Annotated in this window: 31 protein-coding genes; 1 reads left to right on the top strand and 30 read right to left on the bottom strand. The window is 68.2% G+C overall.

Annotated features, from left to right (window positions below; all coding sequences use genetic code 11):
• Nucleotides 1-363 precede the first annotated feature (363 nt).
• From ACXAHD_RS01015 to ACXAHD_RS00915, 21 genes are all read right to left on the bottom strand, one after another.
• Entirely contained in the window at nucleotides 364-525 is a 162-nt protein-coding gene (locus tag ACXAHD_RS01015) for a hypothetical protein (protein WP_475047751.1), read from the bottom strand.
• Nucleotides 515-1,387 carry a hypothetical protein gene (locus ACXAHD_RS01010; RefSeq protein ID WP_475047748.1) on the bottom strand — a complete coding sequence of 291 codons (873 nt, stop codon included), beginning with the start codon at nucleotides 1,385-1,387 and terminating at the stop codon, nucleotides 515-517. The genes ACXAHD_RS01015 and ACXAHD_RS01010 overlap by 11 nt, the downstream gene beginning before the upstream one ends.
• On the bottom strand, nucleotides 1,380-1,772 hold the full coding sequence (locus ACXAHD_RS01005) for a DUF6085 family protein (RefSeq protein ID WP_475047745.1): 393 nt from the start codon (nucleotides 1,770-1,772) through the stop codon (nucleotides 1,380-1,382). Before ACXAHD_RS01005 ends, ACXAHD_RS01010 begins: the two co-directional genes overlap by 8 nt.
• Nucleotides 1,769-2,077, bottom strand: coding sequence for a hypothetical protein (locus ACXAHD_RS01000; RefSeq protein WP_475047742.1), 309 nt, complete (start codon nucleotides 2,075-2,077; stop codon nucleotides 1,769-1,771). The genes ACXAHD_RS01005 and ACXAHD_RS01000 overlap by 4 nt, the downstream gene beginning before the upstream one ends.
• A complete protein-coding gene (locus tag ACXAHD_RS00995; RefSeq protein WP_475047739.1) occupies nucleotides 2,070-2,900 on the bottom strand; it encodes a hypothetical protein in 831 nt (276 codons plus the stop codon). The genes ACXAHD_RS01000 and ACXAHD_RS00995 overlap by 8 nt, the downstream gene beginning before the upstream one ends.
• Nucleotides 2,897-3,277, bottom strand: coding sequence for a hypothetical protein (locus ACXAHD_RS00990; RefSeq protein WP_475047736.1), 381 nt, complete (start codon nucleotides 3,275-3,277; stop codon nucleotides 2,897-2,899). Before ACXAHD_RS00990 ends, ACXAHD_RS00995 begins: the two co-directional genes overlap by 4 nt.
• 2 nt (nucleotides 3,278-3,279) lie before the next feature.
• Nucleotides 3,280-3,486, bottom strand: coding sequence for a hypothetical protein (locus ACXAHD_RS00985; protein WP_475047734.1), 207 nt, complete (start codon nucleotides 3,484-3,486; stop codon nucleotides 3,280-3,282).
• A complete protein-coding gene (locus ACXAHD_RS00980; protein WP_475047731.1) occupies nucleotides 3,483-3,875 on the bottom strand; it encodes a hypothetical protein in 393 nt (130 codons plus the stop codon). The genes ACXAHD_RS00985 and ACXAHD_RS00980 overlap by 4 nt, the downstream gene beginning before the upstream one ends.
• Nucleotides 3,872-4,102, bottom strand: a complete 231-nt coding sequence (locus ACXAHD_RS00975; RefSeq protein WP_475047729.1) for a hypothetical protein — start codon at nucleotides 4,100-4,102, stop codon at nucleotides 3,872-3,874. The genes ACXAHD_RS00980 and ACXAHD_RS00975 overlap by 4 nt, the downstream gene beginning before the upstream one ends.
• Nucleotides 4,103-4,138: 36 nt before the next feature.
• Nucleotides 4,139-4,315 carry a hypothetical protein gene (locus ACXAHD_RS00970; protein ID WP_475047727.1) on the bottom strand — a complete coding sequence of 59 codons (177 nt, stop codon included), beginning with the start codon at nucleotides 4,313-4,315 and terminating at the stop codon, nucleotides 4,139-4,141.
• Between the two features lie 2 nt (nucleotides 4,316-4,317).
• Nucleotides 4,318-4,620: a hypothetical protein gene (locus ACXAHD_RS00965; RefSeq protein ID WP_475047725.1), complete on the bottom strand. Its 303-nt coding sequence runs from the start codon at nucleotides 4,618-4,620 to the stop codon at nucleotides 4,318-4,320.
• Entirely contained in the window at nucleotides 4,617-4,895 is a 279-nt protein-coding gene (locus tag ACXAHD_RS00960) for a hypothetical protein (protein ID WP_475047722.1), read from the bottom strand. Before ACXAHD_RS00960 ends, ACXAHD_RS00965 begins: the two co-directional genes overlap by 4 nt.
• Entirely contained in the window at nucleotides 4,892-5,377 is a 486-nt protein-coding gene (locus tag ACXAHD_RS00955) for a hypothetical protein (protein WP_475047719.1), read from the bottom strand. Before ACXAHD_RS00955 ends, ACXAHD_RS00960 begins: the two co-directional genes overlap by 4 nt.
• Nucleotides 5,374-5,793 (bottom strand): hypothetical protein, encoded by a 420-nt coding sequence (locus ACXAHD_RS00950; RefSeq protein WP_475047716.1) that lies wholly within the window; start codon nucleotides 5,791-5,793, stop codon nucleotides 5,374-5,376. The genes ACXAHD_RS00955 and ACXAHD_RS00950 overlap by 4 nt, the downstream gene beginning before the upstream one ends.
• On the bottom strand, nucleotides 5,790-6,221 hold the full coding sequence (locus tag ACXAHD_RS00945) for a hypothetical protein (RefSeq protein ID WP_475047713.1): 432 nt from the start codon (nucleotides 6,219-6,221) through the stop codon (nucleotides 5,790-5,792). Before ACXAHD_RS00945 ends, ACXAHD_RS00950 begins: the two co-directional genes overlap by 4 nt.
• An 11-nt stretch (nucleotides 6,222-6,232) precedes the next feature.
• Nucleotides 6,233-7,000 carry a hypothetical protein gene (locus ACXAHD_RS00940; protein WP_475047711.1) on the bottom strand — a complete coding sequence of 256 codons (768 nt, stop codon included), beginning with the start codon at nucleotides 6,998-7,000 and terminating at the stop codon, nucleotides 6,233-6,235.
• Nucleotides 7,001-7,345: 345 nt separating this feature from the next.
• Nucleotides 7,346-7,606 carry a hypothetical protein gene (locus ACXAHD_RS00935; RefSeq protein ID WP_475047709.1) on the bottom strand — a complete coding sequence of 87 codons (261 nt, stop codon included), beginning with the start codon at nucleotides 7,604-7,606 and terminating at the stop codon, nucleotides 7,346-7,348.
• Nucleotides 7,607-7,799: 193 nt separating this feature from the next.
• Nucleotides 7,800-8,222, bottom strand: coding sequence for a hypothetical protein (locus ACXAHD_RS00930; protein ID WP_475047706.1), 423 nt, complete (start codon nucleotides 8,220-8,222; stop codon nucleotides 7,800-7,802).
• Nucleotides 8,223-8,236: 14 nt separating this feature from the next.
• Complete coding sequence (locus ACXAHD_RS00925) at nucleotides 8,237-9,613, bottom strand: replicative DNA helicase (RefSeq protein ID WP_475047704.1); 1,377 nt, start codon at nucleotides 9,611-9,613, stop codon at nucleotides 8,237-8,239.
• Nucleotides 9,610-10,263 (bottom strand): ATP-binding protein, encoded by a 654-nt coding sequence (locus ACXAHD_RS00920; protein ID WP_475047701.1) that lies wholly within the window; start codon nucleotides 10,261-10,263, stop codon nucleotides 9,610-9,612. Before ACXAHD_RS00920 ends, ACXAHD_RS00925 begins: the two co-directional genes overlap by 4 nt.
• Nucleotides 10,263-11,324, bottom strand: coding sequence for a hypothetical protein (locus ACXAHD_RS00915; protein ID WP_475047698.1), 1,062 nt, complete (start codon nucleotides 11,322-11,324; stop codon nucleotides 10,263-10,265). The genes ACXAHD_RS00920 and ACXAHD_RS00915 overlap by 1 nt, the downstream gene beginning before the upstream one ends.
• 228 nt (nucleotides 11,325-11,552) lie before the next feature.
• On the opposite strand from ACXAHD_RS00915, the gene ACXAHD_RS00910 reads away from it, so the two are divergent.
• Nucleotides 11,553-11,777 (top strand): hypothetical protein, encoded by a 225-nt coding sequence (locus ACXAHD_RS00910; protein WP_475047695.1) that lies wholly within the window; start codon nucleotides 11,553-11,555, stop codon nucleotides 11,775-11,777.
• 5 nt (nucleotides 11,778-11,782) lie between these two features.
• Here the strand turns inward: ACXAHD_RS00910 and ACXAHD_RS00905 are convergent, their stop codons facing one another.
• The 9 genes from ACXAHD_RS00905 to ACXAHD_RS00865 all read right to left on the bottom strand — a co-directional run bounded on the left by ACXAHD_RS00905 (nucleotide 11,783) and on the right by ACXAHD_RS00865 (nucleotide 17,357).
• A complete protein-coding gene (locus tag ACXAHD_RS00905) occupies nucleotides 11,783-12,466 on the bottom strand; it encodes a hypothetical protein (protein WP_475047693.1) in 684 nt (227 codons plus the stop codon).
• Nucleotides 12,463-12,888, bottom strand: a complete 426-nt coding sequence (locus ACXAHD_RS00900) for a hypothetical protein (RefSeq protein WP_475047691.1) — start codon at nucleotides 12,886-12,888, stop codon at nucleotides 12,463-12,465. The genes ACXAHD_RS00905 and ACXAHD_RS00900 overlap by 4 nt, the downstream gene beginning before the upstream one ends.
• 390 nt (nucleotides 12,889-13,278) lie before the next feature.
• The gene (locus ACXAHD_RS00895; protein ID WP_475047688.1) at nucleotides 13,279-13,530 is read right to left on the bottom strand and encodes a hypothetical protein; all 252 of its coding nucleotides are present in this window, start codon (nucleotides 13,528-13,530) and stop codon (nucleotides 13,279-13,281) included.
• Nucleotides 13,531-13,837: 307 nt separating this feature from the next.
• Nucleotides 13,838-14,080, bottom strand: a complete 243-nt coding sequence (locus ACXAHD_RS00890; protein ID WP_475047685.1) for a hypothetical protein — start codon at nucleotides 14,078-14,080, stop codon at nucleotides 13,838-13,840.
• A gap of 23 nt (nucleotides 14,081-14,103) precedes the next feature.
• Nucleotides 14,104-14,580: a single-stranded DNA-binding protein gene (gene ssb / locus ACXAHD_RS00885; RefSeq protein WP_475047683.1), complete on the bottom strand. Its 477-nt coding sequence runs from the start codon at nucleotides 14,578-14,580 to the stop codon at nucleotides 14,104-14,106.
• 23 nt (nucleotides 14,581-14,603) lie between these two features.
• Nucleotides 14,604-15,752, bottom strand: a complete 1,149-nt coding sequence (gene dnaN, locus ACXAHD_RS00880; RefSeq protein ID WP_475047681.1) for a DNA polymerase III subunit beta — start codon at nucleotides 15,750-15,752, stop codon at nucleotides 14,604-14,606.
• A complete protein-coding gene (gene dcd, locus ACXAHD_RS00875; RefSeq protein ID WP_475047678.1) occupies nucleotides 15,749-16,330 on the bottom strand; it encodes a dCTP deaminase in 582 nt (193 codons plus the stop codon). The genes dnaN and dcd overlap by 4 nt, the downstream gene beginning before the upstream one ends.
• On the bottom strand, nucleotides 16,330-17,088 hold the full coding sequence (gene thyX, locus ACXAHD_RS00870; RefSeq protein WP_475047676.1) for an FAD-dependent thymidylate synthase: 759 nt from the start codon (nucleotides 17,086-17,088) through the stop codon (nucleotides 16,330-16,332). Before thyX ends, dcd begins: the two co-directional genes overlap by 1 nt.
• Nucleotides 17,085-17,357 carry a WhiB family transcriptional regulator gene (locus tag ACXAHD_RS00865; protein ID WP_475048164.1) on the bottom strand — a complete coding sequence of 91 codons (273 nt, stop codon included), beginning with the start codon at nucleotides 17,355-17,357 and terminating at the stop codon, nucleotides 17,085-17,087. Before ACXAHD_RS00865 ends, thyX begins: the two co-directional genes overlap by 4 nt.
• Between the last annotated feature and the right edge of the window lie 4 nt (nucleotides 17,358-17,361).

Below are 17,361 nucleotides of genomic sequence, written 5' to 3'. Positions count from 1 at the left end.
GCTGGGCTGGTTGGGGTTTGCTGCGGGTACCGGGTGTGGTCTGGGCGGTGCCGGCCGGCGGGGTTGTGCCGGTGGGGTGTGGCCGTGTTTGCGTGCGCAGCTGCTGCCCCAGCCGGCGGTCAGGCGGCCTTTCAGCACCGGGCGTCCGCACCGGCAGCGCCTCGGCGCGTCGGGGTGGGGCAGCAGCGCGTCGTCCATCGGGCTATGCCGTGCCGTGGGTGGCGTGCTGCCGGTCACGGATGTGTTCGGCTTCGGCCGGCGGCAGCCAATGCTGGCAGGGGTAGACGGCGTACAGGCCGTGGCTGTGCTGCATGCGGTCGATGCGGTTGACGCAGCGGGGGCAGTACGGTCGGCGGTCCTGAGTCACCGGCAGCCTGCCCCGAACAGCAGGACTGCCAGGTACATGCCGCCGACGACGTAGACGAACGGCATGAGAATGCGCATGACGGCCGCGTGTCGGCGTTCGCCGCGGTCGAAGCGAGCGTCGTCTTCGGCGTGCTGCAGGCGTTCGGCTTCAGTCTCCATCGAGGCTCCGGTCGGGGTTGAGGTGGCGGTGGGCGTTGGCGGCTAGGGCGGTGGCACTGTCCGGCCGGTTGTGTGACACGGCGGGGACTGCCGTTTCACTGTTCGCCGGGTTGACGGCAGCGCAGGGGCAGGTCAGGTTCTGGCCGGGGCTGCCAGCCGTGACGGTGTACCAGCAGCCTGCGGCGCGGTGGTGGTCCCACAGGTGGTCGCAGGAGTGGCAGCGGGCCGGGGTTGCCGGGTTACCGTGGGCGGCGAGTACCTTCCGCCAGCGGTCGACGGTGGCTTGTGGGACTGAGCCGCGCATGCATCCGGTGCTGTCCGCGCCGTTGACGCGGCCGAATCCGTTGAGGACTTCTTCGAGGGTTTCGGCGAGCCGGGCCGCCCGCTGCTTCCATCTGTCTCGCTCGGTGGTGCGCTCGACAAGCCGGGCGGTGAGGGTGTTGGCTCGTTCGGCTTCGTCTCGGAGATCGCTGGCGTCGTCGCGCGCTTTGTCGCGTTGCCGGGTGGCCTTGTTTCGGTCGTGGTCGAGTTGCCGGACGATCTGTGCGTCGGTCTTGATGCGGTTGACGGCCCGGTCAACGACCTGCCCGAGTCCAGGGAGGTGGGTGACTTCGACGCCGTGGTCGTGCAGGCAGGCAGCAAGGTCCTCGTGGGCGGCGGTGACCTGGGCGAGGAGGGACCGGTTGGAGTGGAGGACGTCGGTCACCATCCGGAAAAGGGCGTAGGCGTCCTCAGGCTTGCCGGCGGTGGTGTTGAACGCCTGGGCGATCTCGTTGACGGTCTGGACGGCGGCGTCGTGGATCTTCGACTTGCACCAGCCTTCGGCGATCCATTCCGCCGGATCTTGCAGGTCGTCAGACATTGGTGTCTCCGATCGGGCCGCCGACCAGCACCAGCCGGCCGGTCTCGTCGGCGTAGCAGCGGTACCTGCCCGGTGCGGCCGGCGCAATGGTGAGCGCGGTCGCGGCTTGGTTGGTGGGGCAGGTGAACAGGGTTCCGGCTGCCCGGCAGTACAGCGGGTGCTGCAGGGTCCAGCCGTCGGCGCGGATGTCGACCTGGTGAGGTTCGCCCGGCCAGGCCACTACGACGAGGGCACCGTCGATCAGCCGGCGGATCGCGGCCACGTCCTGCTTGTCGTAGGGCTGGTCTTGTTCGGCGAGGTGTTCGCGGATGGACATGGTTTCGACGTCGGCGGCCATCTCGCGGATGAGCGATTCGGCTGCGGCACACTGCTCTGCGGGGGTCACTGAGGGCCGCCTCCTGCCAACGAGCGTATGGCGTCTGCGATCAGCCGGTGAGCGACGGCTTTGTCGATCTGCTCGATGTAGCCGTCCTCGTCGAGCGCGCCGTTGACCAGCCCGGCTTTGATCAGCGGCGGGTACAGGTCGTACTGCCATCCGGAGTCTCCGAACGGCCTCTTGCCGCTGAACCCTTCACCTTCGTGCCAGAGGGTGGCGAGGAGTTCGATCAGGTAATCGCGGATCGTTGCGGCACCGGGTTCGTTGTGGGGTAGGGGCAGGTCAAGCACCGTTTTGGGGTTGAGGTCAGGCATCGCTTCCTCCTGACGGGAAGGTGAGCGCTTTGACTTCCGGCTTGTCTAGGGCTTCGCTCTGCGTTGAGGCGTACGCGGCGAGGTCGGCCAGGTGCCGGTGTTGGGCGGTTGGTGCCATGCCGTAGATGGCGTCGCTGTCGGGGTCGAGGTCACGGGTAACGCGAGCGCACAGATTGTTAAGCGCTGTGGCCAAGATGGTGGCCGCTTCCTGGGCCCGGTCGCGGTCTGCGCGGGCCTCGTCGACCAGTTGGGCGAGGCGGCTGGACTCTTCCAGCGTTAGCCGTTCGTCTCGTTCGGCGATGGCTTTGTCACGTTGATGGGTCAGGTGCGCCCGGATGGTCTTCCAGTCGGCGTTGAATCCCTCCAGGTCCTCGCGGCCCTTACGGATGCGGTCGAGGGCTGCCTTCACGAGGGCGAGGAGCCCGGCCGCGTGGTCGACGTCCACGAGTTCGGCTGACAGGCCGGCGAGGAGTTGCCTGCGGGCGTTGCCTGCTTCGGAGGGTGCGGCCCAGTCGGCTTCGCGTGCCGCAAGTTCGGCCTTGGTTTCCGCTAGGGCTTCCCGTGCCTCAAGGAGTTCGGCTGCGGTGACCGGCCGGGTTTTCACCTCGGGGCAGTACTCGCCGCGATTCCAGGCTTCGTCGGTGATGAAGTGGTCGCAGTCGCGTTCGATGCACGCTTTGTAGCCTTCGCCGAGGGTTGCTGCGTCGATGATCTTCTGGGCGTCGGCCAGTTGCCGTTGAAGGTCAGCGATGGTTTCGGCTTGGATCGCGGCGGTGACGGCCGGGTTGGTGGCGTCGAGGGTTGGCTGGATTGTGTCGGTCACCGTGGGGTCTCCTCCGTGGTGGTGCCGCTGGACGGGATGTGGTCGAGCGCCCGCCGGAGGTTGGTGAGCGCCAGCCGGACGTTGCCGCCAGCGAGCGGTAGCGCCGCGTCGACGGCTGCGTCCAGCAGCCTTCGGACGGCCGCTGCGTGGGCGCGGCTGGCCGCAAGGGTTTGCTCCGGGGTTTGGTCGAACGAGTCTGCGGGCTGCCGCAGGTCGAGGTCCGTGATTCGGGTCGTGGAGGTGCCGGGCCGGTCTTCGAGCGCGTGGGCGATCCAGTCTTCGACCAGTTCGGCCCGCTCGTTCGGCCGGTAGTAGTTGCCGGCCCAGGTGACTTCCACCAGGAGGCGGGTGACGATGCCTTCGCTCAAATCGGTCATAGTCAGTCCTCGTCCCAGCCGTACAGGAGGACGCCGTTGACGTCGAATGCGGCGACGGCGTCCCGGTGTCGTTGTTCGGGGGTCATGGCGTTCCACTGCTCGCGCGGGTAGTCGCGACGGCAGATCGCCCAGGCCCGGCCCGAGTTGCCGTTGGCGACCGTGAAGGTGATGGTGATGGTGTCGTCCTGGGCGTCGGTCGGCTCGGTCATCGGGTGGTCTCCTCTGCTCGGAGGTCGGCAAGGTTGCAGGTGGGGCAGTCGTCGCAGTGCAGGGTGCCGCCGATGACCCGCCAGCCGCAGTCCAGCACCTCCGACAGGGCGACCGCTGCGGTCGGCCATTCGATCCGGCCGCCGTCGATCTGCCGTCCGCAGGCGGCGATCGCGGTCCAGCAGCCTTCGTCGCGGGGGCAGGCGGTGACGACGTCGTGGAGTGCGTCGTTGGCTTCGATGAACTGGTTGGCGTCGGCTTCGGTGGCGAAGTGGGGGGAGTGTTCCCCGTCGTCCCACGGCATGCCGTTCCGGTCGAGGTACAGCAGCTCCCAGCATTCGGTGGGCTGCTGGACGATGCCGGCAGGCAGCGTCGTGGTAGGCCGGGTCATCGCGTCGCCTCCCCGGCGAGAACGCCTTCCCGCTGTAGATAGGCAGCGACGTGCTGGGCGGTCGCGTCTGCGTTGAATGTGACCTCGGCGCCGGACGGCAGGCGTACCTCGAACCGCCAGTCCTCGGCGGGTAGGTCCGGGTTGATGGCCTTGGCCTTCTCCGGGCCGTACAGGGCGCGGGCCTGAGCTGCTATGTCGATGAGGCTGATGGTTGTGGTGTCAGGCATGGGTGGTCTCCGTTCGTGGTGGGCGGGCGAACCGGTTCACGGCTCGTCCTGGCAGGTCCAGCAGTCGCAGAACTCGTCGTGGTCGGTGTCGCAGTCGCAGAACTGGGAGTGCACCGACTGCCCGCACTGGTCGCAGCGGGGGCAGTCGCAGCTGCCGATGCCGTCGCCTTGGTAGCGGGATTGCGGCAGGGTGCACACGTCGCAGGTCGCCACGTCTACCCCTGCCGTCCTGCCCGATGTGCGCTGCGGGTCGGCCGGTAGTCGGCGAACTCGGCCGGCGTGTAGACGTGGAACCGGTCGGCTTGGTCGCGGACGATCCAGTCGTCGAACTCGGCCTTGTGCCGTCCGTCCGGGGTGAAGACGGTGTAGCCGCTGATGTGGAGACCTTCGCCGTTCGGGTTGGGGTCCCAGAAGGCTTTGCCGGGTGCCCACTCGAACACGTCGGGCAGAGTGGCGCGGGTGAGCTGGATGGCGGTCACCCGCACGCCGTGCTGGTTGACGTGCTCGGCGGCCGTCACTGGTTGCCCTCCTCGTCGGCGACCCGTAGCAGCATCGCAGCGAAGGCGCGCACCTGCTCGGCGGTTACCTTTCGGACACACAGTCCGGCGGCGGCCTCCCGGTCGGACATGGAGATCGTCACCCGGAGCGGTCCGCCGTCGTCGAGCGGTCCGACGGACAGGGCGCAGCCGAACGCAAGGTCCCAGTGCGCGGCGGCCGGCTCCTGCTCAGCGGGGTCGTGGCATTCGCGGTAGTCGGGATCGGCGTAGGCCGGCCGGATGTCGTCGGTGTTCACTGGGCGGCCTCCGTGGAGTCGAGCACTTCCCGCCAGCGGGCGATGTGCGACGACGCGACCATGTGGGATCGGACGTTCCCGCCGGGCAGCTGTTTCGGGAACGCAGTCAGCACTTCGCGCAGCGCGACGGCGAGTTTGGCCCGCTCGGCGAGAATCCGGCTGGCATTCGGGAGTGCGTTCGCCCCGTAGTTCGCCTCCCACTGGGCAAGTTCAGCGCGGGCCAAATCCAACTGGTAGCGGGCGTTGTCGCGTTCGGTCTCGACCTGGTAGAGCTTGGCGCCGGCGCCATCGGGGTCGGGGCGGTTCTGGTCGGTCATGGCGTTGTCCTCTCGGTCGGCCAGGGCGTGCCGGAGTTCGGTGTGCGCCTCGTCCAGCGGGCGGGTGGTGAGGACCTGGGCGATGATGTCGCCGGGGGTGAACACACCTGGGGTGGGGCGGTGCATTCGGCGGATGGTGATTTCGTGGATGGGCTGGTCGGTCACCGGTCGGCTCCCGCCGTGGCGGCGGCCGGGTTACCGGACTCGGCGCGGACGGCCTTGATCACCGTTTCCGGGTCGATGCCGTCGGCCTTCAGCCACCTGACCAGAACGTCGTGGATCAGCTCGCTGTCCTCTTCTTGTGCCCACACCAGATACTCCGCTACCTCGTCCATGCTGGCGGTAGCCCGGAATGCGTAGGCCAGAGAGAAAGCGTCGAAGTAGGCCCTGGACGCTTTGACGAGTTCGCGCATGGTTCCGGAGCCGTTCATCGTGTTGTCGGCTACTTCCATTGCCTGGATGTAGCTGACGTACGCGTTGACCGTGTAGTGCCGGGCGATCCGGTCGCGGGCGTTGTCCTCGTCGCGCGGGTAGGGGGCGAGGCGGTCGGCGATGCTGTTGCCGGTGTTCAGGGTGGTCATCGGTTTCTCTCCTCGTCGGTGGTCGGGGTTGCGGTCGTGCCGGGGAAGTCGGCTGGGTTGAGGTACGGGTAGACGGCGGCCGGGTTGATGCCGTGGCAGGCGAGCAGATCCGTCAGCCACTCCTCGCCTTCGCCGTTGAGGGCGCCGGCTTCGGGGGTGAGGTCCCAGATCAGGGCCGGCGCGGAGGCAGAGCTGTTGGTGAGAGCGACAGCGGCGGCCAGACCGGAGGTTGCGGTCAGCATCAGCAGGCCGATGTCCGGGCGGGAACCGGGCTGCGGGTTAGGCGGCAGATCCTCGGTTTCCCGGCGGAACGTGGCGAAGGCGGCCAGCGCTCGGGCGGCGTGGTGGACAGCCCACTGGGTGGGGGTGCCGTCGCGGTCAGGTTCCGGGGCGATGGTGTTGGCGGTGTTGAACAGGTCAAGGTTCACAATCGGGTCCTTCAGGTCAGGGCTGGGGTTTGCTCGGCGAAGCCGGGGATGACGGTGAAACGGGGCCGCGCCCGGCCGGCTGGGACCGGGTGGTCGGCAAGTACCTGCGGTGGGGTGATGGTCAGCGTCAACGTCGGCCGACGCCAGGTGTCGACCTCCGGCGGTGGCGTCCACTGCGGGTCGAGGGTCTGCCATACGGTGGGCCAGTCCAGTTCGGTGATGTGCCGGACAAGCCGTCCGCCGACGTTTGCGGGCGGACGGGGGACGTCAGCAGCTGCACAGGCTTCCCGGTTGGCTGCGAGCTCCTGCTTGTACCAGTCGTGGTGGCGGGGACATGCCGCGTGTGGGCGTCGCCGGCCGGTCGCCGGGTTGGTGAGGACTGATGCGATGGCGGCGGTTTTTCCGCAGTGCGGTTTGCGTGGGCTGGCGGCCAGACAGGTTGACCAGAGTCCTTTCCTACCGGGGTGGTCGGCGCCGATGTCGTAGCGGCGGATATCGGCTTGGAGCGCGCGGCGTACGCGCCGGTGGTCGGGTCCGGTTACCGGCGGCGTGTCCATTCCCATGCCGATGTGGCGGGCGGTGGTGAAGAGCGGGAACAGGTCGCGGGCGATGCCGTCAAGGGTCCAGCCGTCGTTGCCGGGTTCGGGCTGCCGCAGGATTGTGGCTCGTGCGAGCCACATGCCGATGAGGAGTAGGTCGCCGGTTACTTCGGGGTCGGCGAGTAGCCCGGCGACGGTTCGGTTGTAGGCGTGCAGGGCGCTGTACGTCGGGCCGGTCATGCCGGGGTACCTCCATCCGGGGATGGGTAGTCGCGCCAGTCGATTTGGGACAGCAGTCCGGCGATCTGCCGGCGCAGCAGGTCCAAGGCGACAGGGGCGTCGGTCACGCTGCTTTCTCCTTCGCGGGTTCCGGGCTGGCCGGGCCTGGCGCAGGCATAGCGAGTTGGTCGGGTTCGGGCCGTCCCGCCTCACGTGCCGGTGTGTGCTGTTCGCAGCGGGGACCGCACGGGTACAGGCGGGCCGGGCCGGCGCAGCCGTACGCGCACTGCAGCAGCGGCTTGACCGGACGCGCAGGGCCAGTCGGCTGCCGGCGTCGGGCGTCGTCCAGCGACAAAACCCGCCCCGTCACGCGGCCACCGCCGGCGGCTGGACCCGAACATCAGACGGATATATGTCGTCCAGCCACGCCAACACCGCACGCACTGTCGACCCCCGCCAGTCCCGAGACTGGGTTTCGAACGCGTGCAGCTGCGGCTGCGAGATTCCGATCTGGGCGGCGGCCTGCCGCTCCGACAGGTTGTAGATGCGTCGGGTGTCGGCGACCAGCCGGGGCAGCTGGTCGAGGACGTCGGCGACGTTGCGGTAGCTGTTGGCTTGGACGCTCACGCCGGCACCTCCTGTCGGGTGGTCGTGTGGTGGGGTGGGCATTCGTCGGCCGGGTGCCGGCAGGGGCGGCCGATCGGCAGCGTCAGGCCGTCGGCGCGGGTGGCTGTGCGAGTGCCGTCCGGGGAGAGCTCGACTGTCCAGCCGTGGCAGATGAAGAACGCGGTCGCATGCCACCTACGACAAGCCAGCACGGTCACCACACCCCCGTCGTCTCAGACGGCGAACCAGACTCCCGAGCCACCCGATGAATGAACCGGATCCAGTCCGTCGCAGGCAGCCACCGCTTGTCGTGCAGGTGCGCCGTCCAGCGAATCAGCGCGAACGCCGACTGGCACCGCCGCAAGTCGATGCTGTAGCAGCCGACACACCGGTGGACGCAGGTGCTGCACTCCACCCTCCACCGGGCCACAGAAGGCATCAGCAGCAGCTCACGGATGTCGACCGCGCGAGCATCTACATCCCGCTCGCGGTTCTCCCACGCCTTGATGCGCCGCTGGGCGGCCTGGACCTCCCGCAGGTCGATGTGCAGGGCGCCGGTGGTAGTGAGGGTGGAACAGGTGTCGCACTTCCAGTCGATGCGGCCGGGGATGCTGGTTGCGGTGGGGGTAAGTCTCATCGGATGGGGTCCTTTCAGGCGGGGATGGCCATGGAAACGAAGCGGGACAGGTGCAGTTGGGCGCAGACCACGACATCTATGTCGGCTGGGCCGAACCGGTTTTTGCCGATGATCAGGTCGGCTTCGCCTCGGCGCTGCGTCTGGTCGTGCTTCTCCGGCCGGAAGACGAAGATCACCGCGTCTGCGTCGTGGCCAATCTGGGCCGACTCGCGCAGGTCGTGGATGTTCGGGCGCTTGTCGGAGCGTTGCTGCGGTCCACGGTTGATCTGGGCAACGATCACGACGGCGACGTCGAGTTCCTTCGCCATCACCTTCAGGCTGCGGGAGATCGCCGCGACTTGCTGTTCACGAAGCGGTTCCGGGCCAGGCCGCACCAGACCGATCAGGTCGACGACAACGACCTTGATGTCGTCCTGCTGCTTCCGTTTATGTGCCCGTACCCGGATGTCGGCGACCGACAGGTTCGGGGTGTCGTCGATCCACAGCGGGGCGTCTTCGGTTTCACCGCAGACACGGGCGATCGCGAACCAGTCGTTCTCGGTCATGGTGCCCGACGTCAGCCGGCTGTGGTCGACGGATGCGTGGGCGCACACCGTGCGGTTGAACAGTTCGTTCGCGGACATCTCCATGTTGAACACGAGGCAGCCCTGCTGATGCTGGAACGCAGCCGACCGAATGAAATCCTGGGCCAGAGTCGACTTCCCGGACCCTGACTCGCCTGCGATGACGTACACGCGGCCGGTCTGCAACCCATGCATGACCTTGTCAAGATCCGGGAAGCCGGTTGGGATCCCGGATGAGGCGTCGGCGGGCTGCTTCTCGATCTCTTCTGCCCGATCCAGCCCAGGTCTGATCAGGTCCCGCCACCGCACCGGCCCGTCGGCGGCAGCAACACGGCCAGCAAGATCGGCGATCATCGTCCGGGCGCGTTCCACCATCTCGGCGCTGGAACCACCACCACCGGCGATGATCGTCTCCCGGATCTTCCCGGCAGCCTCGTACAGGTTCCGCAGCACAGCCCGGTCGGCAACGATCGCCGCGTAGTAGGTGCCCTGCGCTGCGACCGGCACTTCCGACTGCAGCGTGTGCAGGTACGGGACGCCACCGACCCGGCGCAGAGTGCTGCCCGCGTCGGATTCGGCGAGCTCGGCGGCAACCGCAACCGGGTCGGTAGGCCGCCCGGCATCGTGCAACGCGACGATCGTGTCGAAGATCCGGGCGTGCGCCGGCCGGTAGAACACCTTCGCGTCGCTGACCCGTTCCTGCACTTCGGCGATGACCGACCGGTCGAGCATCATCGCCCCGAGGACGTGGCGTTCCGCCCCAAGGTCCCACAGCGGGGTGCTGTCGTCGGACACCTGCGCGGCGGGTTCGTTGATGGTGGCGGTCATCGGCTGCCGTCCCTCCGCCGGTCGTGGCCCTGCAAGTCCACGCGGGTGCCGTCCGCGAGCCGTGACACCACCCGGTCGCCGACGGTGGACCGCAGCAGCGGCGGAGCAAGATTCGTTGTGACGATCATTGGTTTCTGGTTGGCCCACCGGTGGTCGACCAGCCGATACAGGGTGTCGGCGGTCCAGTCGGTAGCTTTGCCTGCCCCAAGGTCGTCGAACATGAGCAGGTCAACGCTGGTGTAGTGGGCGAACAGCGACAGGTGGGTGTCGTTGGCGGCTGGCCGCATGTCGGCGTTGAAGTCGGGGTGGCTGGTAACAGCCCAGGTGATCCGTGTCGACTGGGCGCAGGCGGCAAGGACAGCCTGTTTGAGTGCCCCGTACGCCTGGTGGGTTTTGCCGGTACCGACCGGGCCGAGGAGAAGCAGCGACGGCGCGGCGGCCGGTGCGGCGGTGAACAGGCGGACCCATTCCCGGACTTGGGGGTGGTCGGGTTCAGCGTCGGCGAACCTGGGCGGGATGACCATGCTCAGGGCCTCCTGGGCGCGTTCGGCGAGGAACTGGCCGGGGTTGAACGGCTGGGGGGCGGGCAGGTCATCGACGGCCAGTCCTCGGCGGGCGAGGATGCTGCGGGCGGTCTGGTGAAGGTTCATCACAGTGGCCTGTCGTAGAGGGACAAGTCTTCGGGGTCGAGGTACGGCTGGTGGCGGTTGAACTGGCCGTTTCGGTGTTCTCCGCTTGCGTTGAGGTGCGGGTCTCCGCCGCGAAGCAGCTGCATGTTCAGGTCTTTCCAGCCGTTGCGGCCCATTTCGCGGGCGGCGTCAACGAGTTTGGCGTGCGGAACGCTGCCGCTGGTGAGGATGCGTTTCGCTGCGGCACCTACCTGTTTGACCAGGTCGGGGGTGACGATCCGCTGACGTTCCTTTGCGCCGTCCACGTAGGCAGCGACGACGGTTTGTGCACTCTCGGTCGTCGCTGGGTCGGGTTTCGTCCGTGTCGTTGCGCGTCGTGGCTTCTTCGCAGTGGGCGGCTGGTCCGCCCCCGCCGTAGGCGGAGCGGGTTGCGGGTTGTGGGTTGCGGGTTGTGGTAATACCGCAACCCCGTCAAACAGCGATGGCCCATCGGATAGTCCATCGGATGCCCTATGGGATAGGCTATCGGATAGGCTATCGACCTGCGGAAACGTCGAATCCTGCGGCAGCGATGGGGCCGCGTTGTCCCGACGTGCGGCCCCGCCCACGTGGGCCTGCCTGCGGCCGTCGTCGGCGTCCGTCCGGGAACACTGTTCGGCCGTCGGGAACCCCAGCCACTCCACGGGAAGGCCCAACCGGGCAAATTCCTCGGCCAGCGCTTTCCGCAACTTCGCTGACTCGATCTCGCCGGCAGCGCGCTGAATCACCGGACGCCGCTTGCGGTTGTTGTATCCCTGGTCGTCGTCTACGAAGGGGCAAACAAGTAGCTCCTCGGTGTCGGTGTCGTACGCGACGATGCCTGCCACTTCCAACTCGACGATGCCGTTCACGATCTGCTCGCGGGTGCACTGTCGGGCGCGGCCCATCCACCTTTTGACGTTGAGGGACAAGGCTCCGGCGGCGCTGATGTCCGGCTGGGTGCTGAGCATGAAGTACACCCACTGGGCGTTAGGGGTGAGGCTGGTGAAGGTGCTACCGGGCCGCCAGATCGATGTGGACGTGTTGGCGTAGCTGCGGGCCATCAGCGGCTCCTTCCTGTCCTGGTGAGGTGCTTCGCCGGGGGCGTCCGGCCGGTTGTTCCGATCTGCGTCTTTGCGCGGCCGGCACGGAGGTAGTCACGTTGGCCGCAAGCCATAGCTTACACTAGAACGTACGCTGTACATGTCAAGCCAAGCTGACAGGAGACTTGCCCCATGCTTGTAGCACCCCGTAGGTCTGCCAGGGCTTACAACGGGACGTACACTGCCGCCATGGCCAGACGGCGGATCATGAGCGCGCAGCAGGTGCGCCAGAACTTCAGCGGCCGGATCGACGCCGCAGAACGAGACGGTGAACACACCGTCGTCCTGCGCCGCAGCGCTCCGGCGGCGATGCTGGTCCCGGCTGTCTGGTACAGCCAGGCGTGCGAGGCGATGGGAGATCCGTGGGAGGACTGGACCCCACCAGACGAGCCTGACGACCCCGAGGAAAGCTGAGCCCATTACCCGGTCACCTGCCCAGTGGTCGGGTTCAGCTCGTCCACCCCATGCCCGTCGTGCAGGTGCCGGCCCGCGAGCGCATCCCAAAACGACGTCCGCGCGTCAAACCACTCCGGCGACCACCGGGCCAGCCTGTCCATCGCTGTCGACACCCGCGACGGCAACGAACCCGGATGCGGCCAACCAGGGCACGACACAAATCCCCGCCCGGTGATCGGGGCGCGGCCAAGCGCTTTCGCTGCGGCATCGTGGTTGCCGGTGGCGGCCAAGGCGGTGACGGCGGCGAGCTGCTTGGGGGTGAGCAGACCGATGATCTGCCGGATGGCGGTGCGCTCGACGACGGCGTCTTCGGGTGAGGGTGCGGGTGCGGACAGGTCCCACCAGTAGAGAGCGAACCCTGGTGCGCTGGCGGCCCCGTTGTATCCGCTGCCGCGCCGGTATCCGCGACTGCGGAGGTCGGCTTCGACGAGGCGGGCGACAGCGGTAGCTCCCGCGCGGATGAGGTCGTAGCGGGCTGGCCAGTGCTCGGCGGTGTAGAGGGCCTCAATGATGGAGCTGTGGGCTGCGTGGAGCCGGTCAAGGTAGTCGGAGGCGTAGGTGCCGGAGAGGTTGACGGCTGCTTTCGCCAGGTGCTGCACCTGGGCGAGGGTGTAGCCGTGGGCCAGTTCCAGGTCAACGCCGGTCACAGCACACCGCCCGCAACTGTGACGGTTGCGATGGTGCGGCCGTGGAAGGTGTGCGGCTGGTCCGGCCCGTGGACGGGGCCGATCGCATCCAACGCGGCCTCGGCCGCCAGGGCCTCCATCGCCCGGTCACAGACGCTGTGGTCGGAACACCAATGCTGGCCCAGGAAGGTGATACCGCCGGGCTGAAACGCTGCAGCCGCCAACGCGCGGGCCAACGCCGTCCACACCTGCGCGGTCTCACCCGGCCGCCCGCCCCGAAACTGCAGAATGTCGCCTCGGTAGGCGATCTGCTCGACGCCGTCGGCGGCCCACAGGTCGATGCGGCGCTGCCGGACACGGTTGGGCAGCCGGGCGAGGTCACGGATCAGCCAGGGCACGCTGCTTTGCAGGCTAGCGACGAGCAGGGTCTCGTCGGCGGTCACCGCCGGGTCTCCCCGTCAAGCTGGTGTGCACGTTTGAGGACCGTGAGTACGTCGGCCCGGTCCGCCCCCGCCTCAACTGCAGCCGCCAGTTCGACGGCAAGCTGATCAACTGTGTCTGCGTCGGCTGGGTGCCCCTCTGCGCGGAGCCTGCGGCGGGCAGCAAGCCGGGTTCGTGGGGTTTCACCGGAGATGGTCACCGCGATGCTCCTTTTCGGACACAGGTGCGGACGGGTTTGAGCGCGGCGAGGATCGCCGCCCGGTCGGCTCCTGGGGCAGACGCCTGGGCGGCGAGTTGCTGGGCGCGTTCGCGGACGCGGGCGGGGCTGTCTGCTGTCAGCCGTCGGCGGCGTGCTGGAAGCGGGTTGACGATCCGGCGGCCTTTGCGCAGCATCAGCGGTCCCGCCTGCTGTCGGCTGGCCGCCATTCGAGCCGCATCCGGCCGAACAGTTCAGGATGGCCGCGATCCTCGTCGTGTTCCAGCCATCCCGGACCCGACGTGAACGACCGGCCAGCATCCCGCAGCCGCTGCTCGCGGTTCCGCTGCGCCTCAGCTGCGGACAGGTATTCGGAGTACCCGGTGTGGGTCCACACGTAGTCGGAGTTGGCGAAGGTGCGGATGACGGTGAGGTGGTAGCCGCTCATGCCGGCACCTCACCGGGGCCGAACTGCTCTGCGATGAGCTGGTCCAGCCAGTTGGCCGGCAGCGTCTCAATGTCGCTATCTGAGTGACACGCCTCCGGCAGCGGCGGTAGGCCGGTGTCGGGCCAGCATGTTCGGCACCGGGCACCGTGCGCGATGTGCCGCCTGCGAGCGGAGTCGGTACCGCACGGCAGGAGAACGTCAACAGTGAGCATCAGGTGGATTCCGTTCTGTCGATGGATGGGTGGGAACGGGGGTGGCGCGGCCCACCACACACGCGGGCCGCGCCACAAACAGCAGAGCCGCAGGGCTAACGCCTGGTCTTCTTCGGCCTAGGCGTGGGCTTGCCGACCGGCTTCGCCCCGCCGGCCGTCGTCTTCCTCGGCTGGGCCGTCGGCGTCGGCTTACGACTGGTGGACGGTTTGCCGTAGCAGTCGGGGTCGCCTTCCAGCAGGTCGCCGAAGTCGCAGTCCGGCACATCCTCGGCAGGCTGCGGTGCCGGCTCCGGGTTGCAGGCCGCGGTCAGCGGCCCGGCAACCATGGTGGCGGCCACGGCGAACAACGCTCGGCGGCGCATCAGAACGGCGGGGTTTCGTCGAAGCCGCCACCGGGCTGGCCAGCCGGTGCCGGGGTGGCGGTGGACCATGGGTCGTCGAACCCGCCACCACTACCCTGGCTCCCGCCGCCGGAGCCGGAGCGCTGCATCTTGTTGACCCGTGCCGTTGCGTAGCGGAGCGATGGGGCGACCTCATCGACGTCGATTTCCACGGACGTGCGGGTCTGTCCGTCCTTCTCGTACTGGCGGGTCTTGAACCGGCCGTGCACAACCAGCCGCATCCCCTTCGTTACAGTCTCCGCGACGTTCTCGGCAGCGTCGCGCCACACGCTGCACCGGAAGAACGTGGTTTCACCGTCCGCCCAGGAGTCGCCCTTCTTGACTCGCGGGGTGGAAGCCACGGTGAACGTAGCGAGCGCAACTCCGGCCGGGGTGAATCTGAGCTCAGCGTCGCCGGTGGCGTTGCCGATGATCGTGATGAGTGGTTCTCCTGCCATGGTCTTCTCCTCAGGTTGGGGTGCTATCGGGTGACCCGGATGGGCATGATCAGGTAGCGATAGCCGGTGTCCGGTTCGCCGCTGTCGTCGAGCGGGGCGAGCACCGCCGGTTTGAACGCGTCGACGAATGAGAAGTGGGCCTGCTTGGCGTCGACCGCGTGGAGGCCGTCGATGAGGTACTGCGGGTTGAAGCCGATGGTCAGCGGCTCACCCGTGAACGCGGCCTCCATCGCCTCGGAGGCGCGGGCTTCTTCGCTGCTGCCGGCCTCGACCGTCAGCACCCCGTCGGGGTTGAAGGTGAGCAGCACCGGGGTGGTGCGTTCGGCGACCAGGGCGACGCGTTTGACGACCTCGACCAGCCGGGCAGTGTCCACGACCACGGTGGCGTTGACCTTGTCGGGGAACAGGGAGCGGACGGGCGGGTAGTTGGCGCCGTCGAGTAGCCGTGTGGTGGTGGCGCGGGTGGCCCCGGCGAACCCGGCCACCCCTTCGCGGTCGGTGTCGCCGAGGCCAAGCATCACCGTACCGCCGGCCGCACCGAGCGCCTTGGCGACGTCGGCCATCGTGGAAGCTGGCACCAAAGCGGACAGGTTGACGTCCGCCTGGGTGGGCTGCCAGTCGATCTCCCGGACGGCGAGCCGGTACCGGTCAGTCGCCAACAGCGCCATCCGGCCGCCGGCCAACTCGACCCGGACCCCGGTCATCATCGGCAACGACTCGTCCCGCCCGGCCGCGACCGCCACCTGCGCGACCGCGGCAGCGAACACCGACGCGTCGATGCTGCCCGCGTGGGCGGGCATGTCGGGCAGGGTCGGGTAGTCCTCGACCGGCATCGTCGGCAGCGTGTACCGGCCGGACCCGCAGACGAGCTCCAGTTTGGTGCCGGCGGGCGTGAGCTCTACCGGCTTGTTCGGCAGGGCTTTGGCGATCTCCGCCAGCAGACGCCCGGATACGAGGACGTCGAGCCCGTCGCCGCCGTTGCTGGTGACGTCCGGGCAGATGACGACGGTCGACACCTCGTAGTCGAAGCCCGCGACCTTCAACGAGCCGTCAGGTAGGAGGGTGAGCCGGGCGCCGGACAGCACCGGCACCGACGGCCGGGACGGCAGCGCCTTCGCGACGGCGGTGACGGCGTCAGCGAACGCCCGGGGGTTGTCGATACGGATGGTCATCGGGGGGTCTCCTCAGGATTGGTCCAGGACTGCCACGCCCGCGACGCGGTCGGCCCGGACTGGCGGTGGTAGTGCGAGCCGCGAGCAGGCCCGTACGGCAGCTCAGCGGGGGAGTCGAGACGGAACATGCACAGCTGACCGATCCACATACCCGGCCGCAGCAGGATCGGCAGCGTTGCCGTGTTGGACAGTTCGAGCGTGACCTGACCGGAGAAGCCGGGGTCGATGAAGCCGGCCGTCGAGTGGGTGAGCAGCCCGAGCCGGCCGAGGCTGGACTTGCCCTCCAACCGGGCCGCCACCGTGTCATCCAAGGTGACGGTCTCCCAGGTTGAGGCCAGCACGAACTCGCCGGGGTGCAGAACGAACGGGTCTCCGTCGGGCACCTCGACCTGCGACGTCAGGTCGTCCTGCCGGGTCACGGGGTCGATGTGGGTGTACAGGTGGTTGTTGAACACCCGGAGCTTCGGGCCGAGCCGGACGTCCACGGATGCAGGCTGGACCGCGCCCGGCCCGAGCGGATCTACCGTGAGGTGGCCCTGCTTGATCGCGGCGGCGATGCCCTTGTCAGATAGCAGCATCAGTCCTCACCGCCCAACGGGCTCGCGGCGACCTCACTGCCGTCCGGCAACCGGCGGATCTCGAAGTCGGCGAAGACGCTCGGCGCGACCCGCTGCAGCTGCCGCAGGCACTCCACCGCCAGGTCGCGGATCTCCACGTCGGCGTGCTCGGTGGCCCGCATCCCGATGAAGTGCCGCCAGGCCCGGTAGTTGCCGGTGACCACGATCCGGGTTTCGGTGGCGTTCGGCAGCACCGCCCGAGCCGCCTGCCGGGCCTGCTTGCGGCGCAGCGTCGGGTTGGGTTCGTCGACGAACCGCTTCTCCAGACCCTCCAGCAGCTCGGTGTAGGCCCGCACGCTCGCCTCGGCGGCGGCGACGAACTGCCGGTGCAGCTCGGGATCCTCGGCGATCACCGCCGGCTCGACCATGGCCGCGTCGCGCTCCGGCACGTACCGCTGGGACAGCTGGGAGTAGGAGAAGTGCCGGTGCCGGATCAGCTCATGGGTCAGCGACCGGGAGATCCCGGTCAGGTAGAAGGTGACACTGCCGTGCTCTAGCACCGACAGGTGCCCGCTGTCCAGGATGTGTCGCAGGTAGCCGGCGTTGGTGGCGGTCGCCGGGTTGGGTTTGCGGAAGCTGCTGTAGCAGGTGCGTCCGGCAGCTTCAGCGAGGGCCTGACCGCCGGATGCGTCCGTGTGGAACCCTTCCATGACCTGTGAGGCAGTGTCAGCGTCGAAGTGGGTCCAGGCGATGAGGGTCACGGCTAGTTGGGCGTTCACGCGGGGATCACCTTGGTTCCGTAGATGCGCTTGTATTCGCGGCGTTCCTCGGCGGTCATGCCGCCCCAGATACCGAAGTCCTCTCCGGATTCGAGCGCCCACCGCAGGCATTCCTGCTGGACGTCGCAGCGGCGGCAGAGGGTCTTTGTCGCCTCGGCGTCGTCTTTGGAGATCGGGAAGAATGCCTCTGGATCGGTGTCCCGGCAGGCGGCGTTGTCGCGCCAGTCGTCGGAGGTGATGGTGGACCAGCGTGGTGACGCGTACCGCATACCC

The organism is Micromonospora sp. ABR4_055 (assembly GCF_056160425.1).
This window is presented reverse-complemented; position numbering and strand designations above follow the sequence as displayed.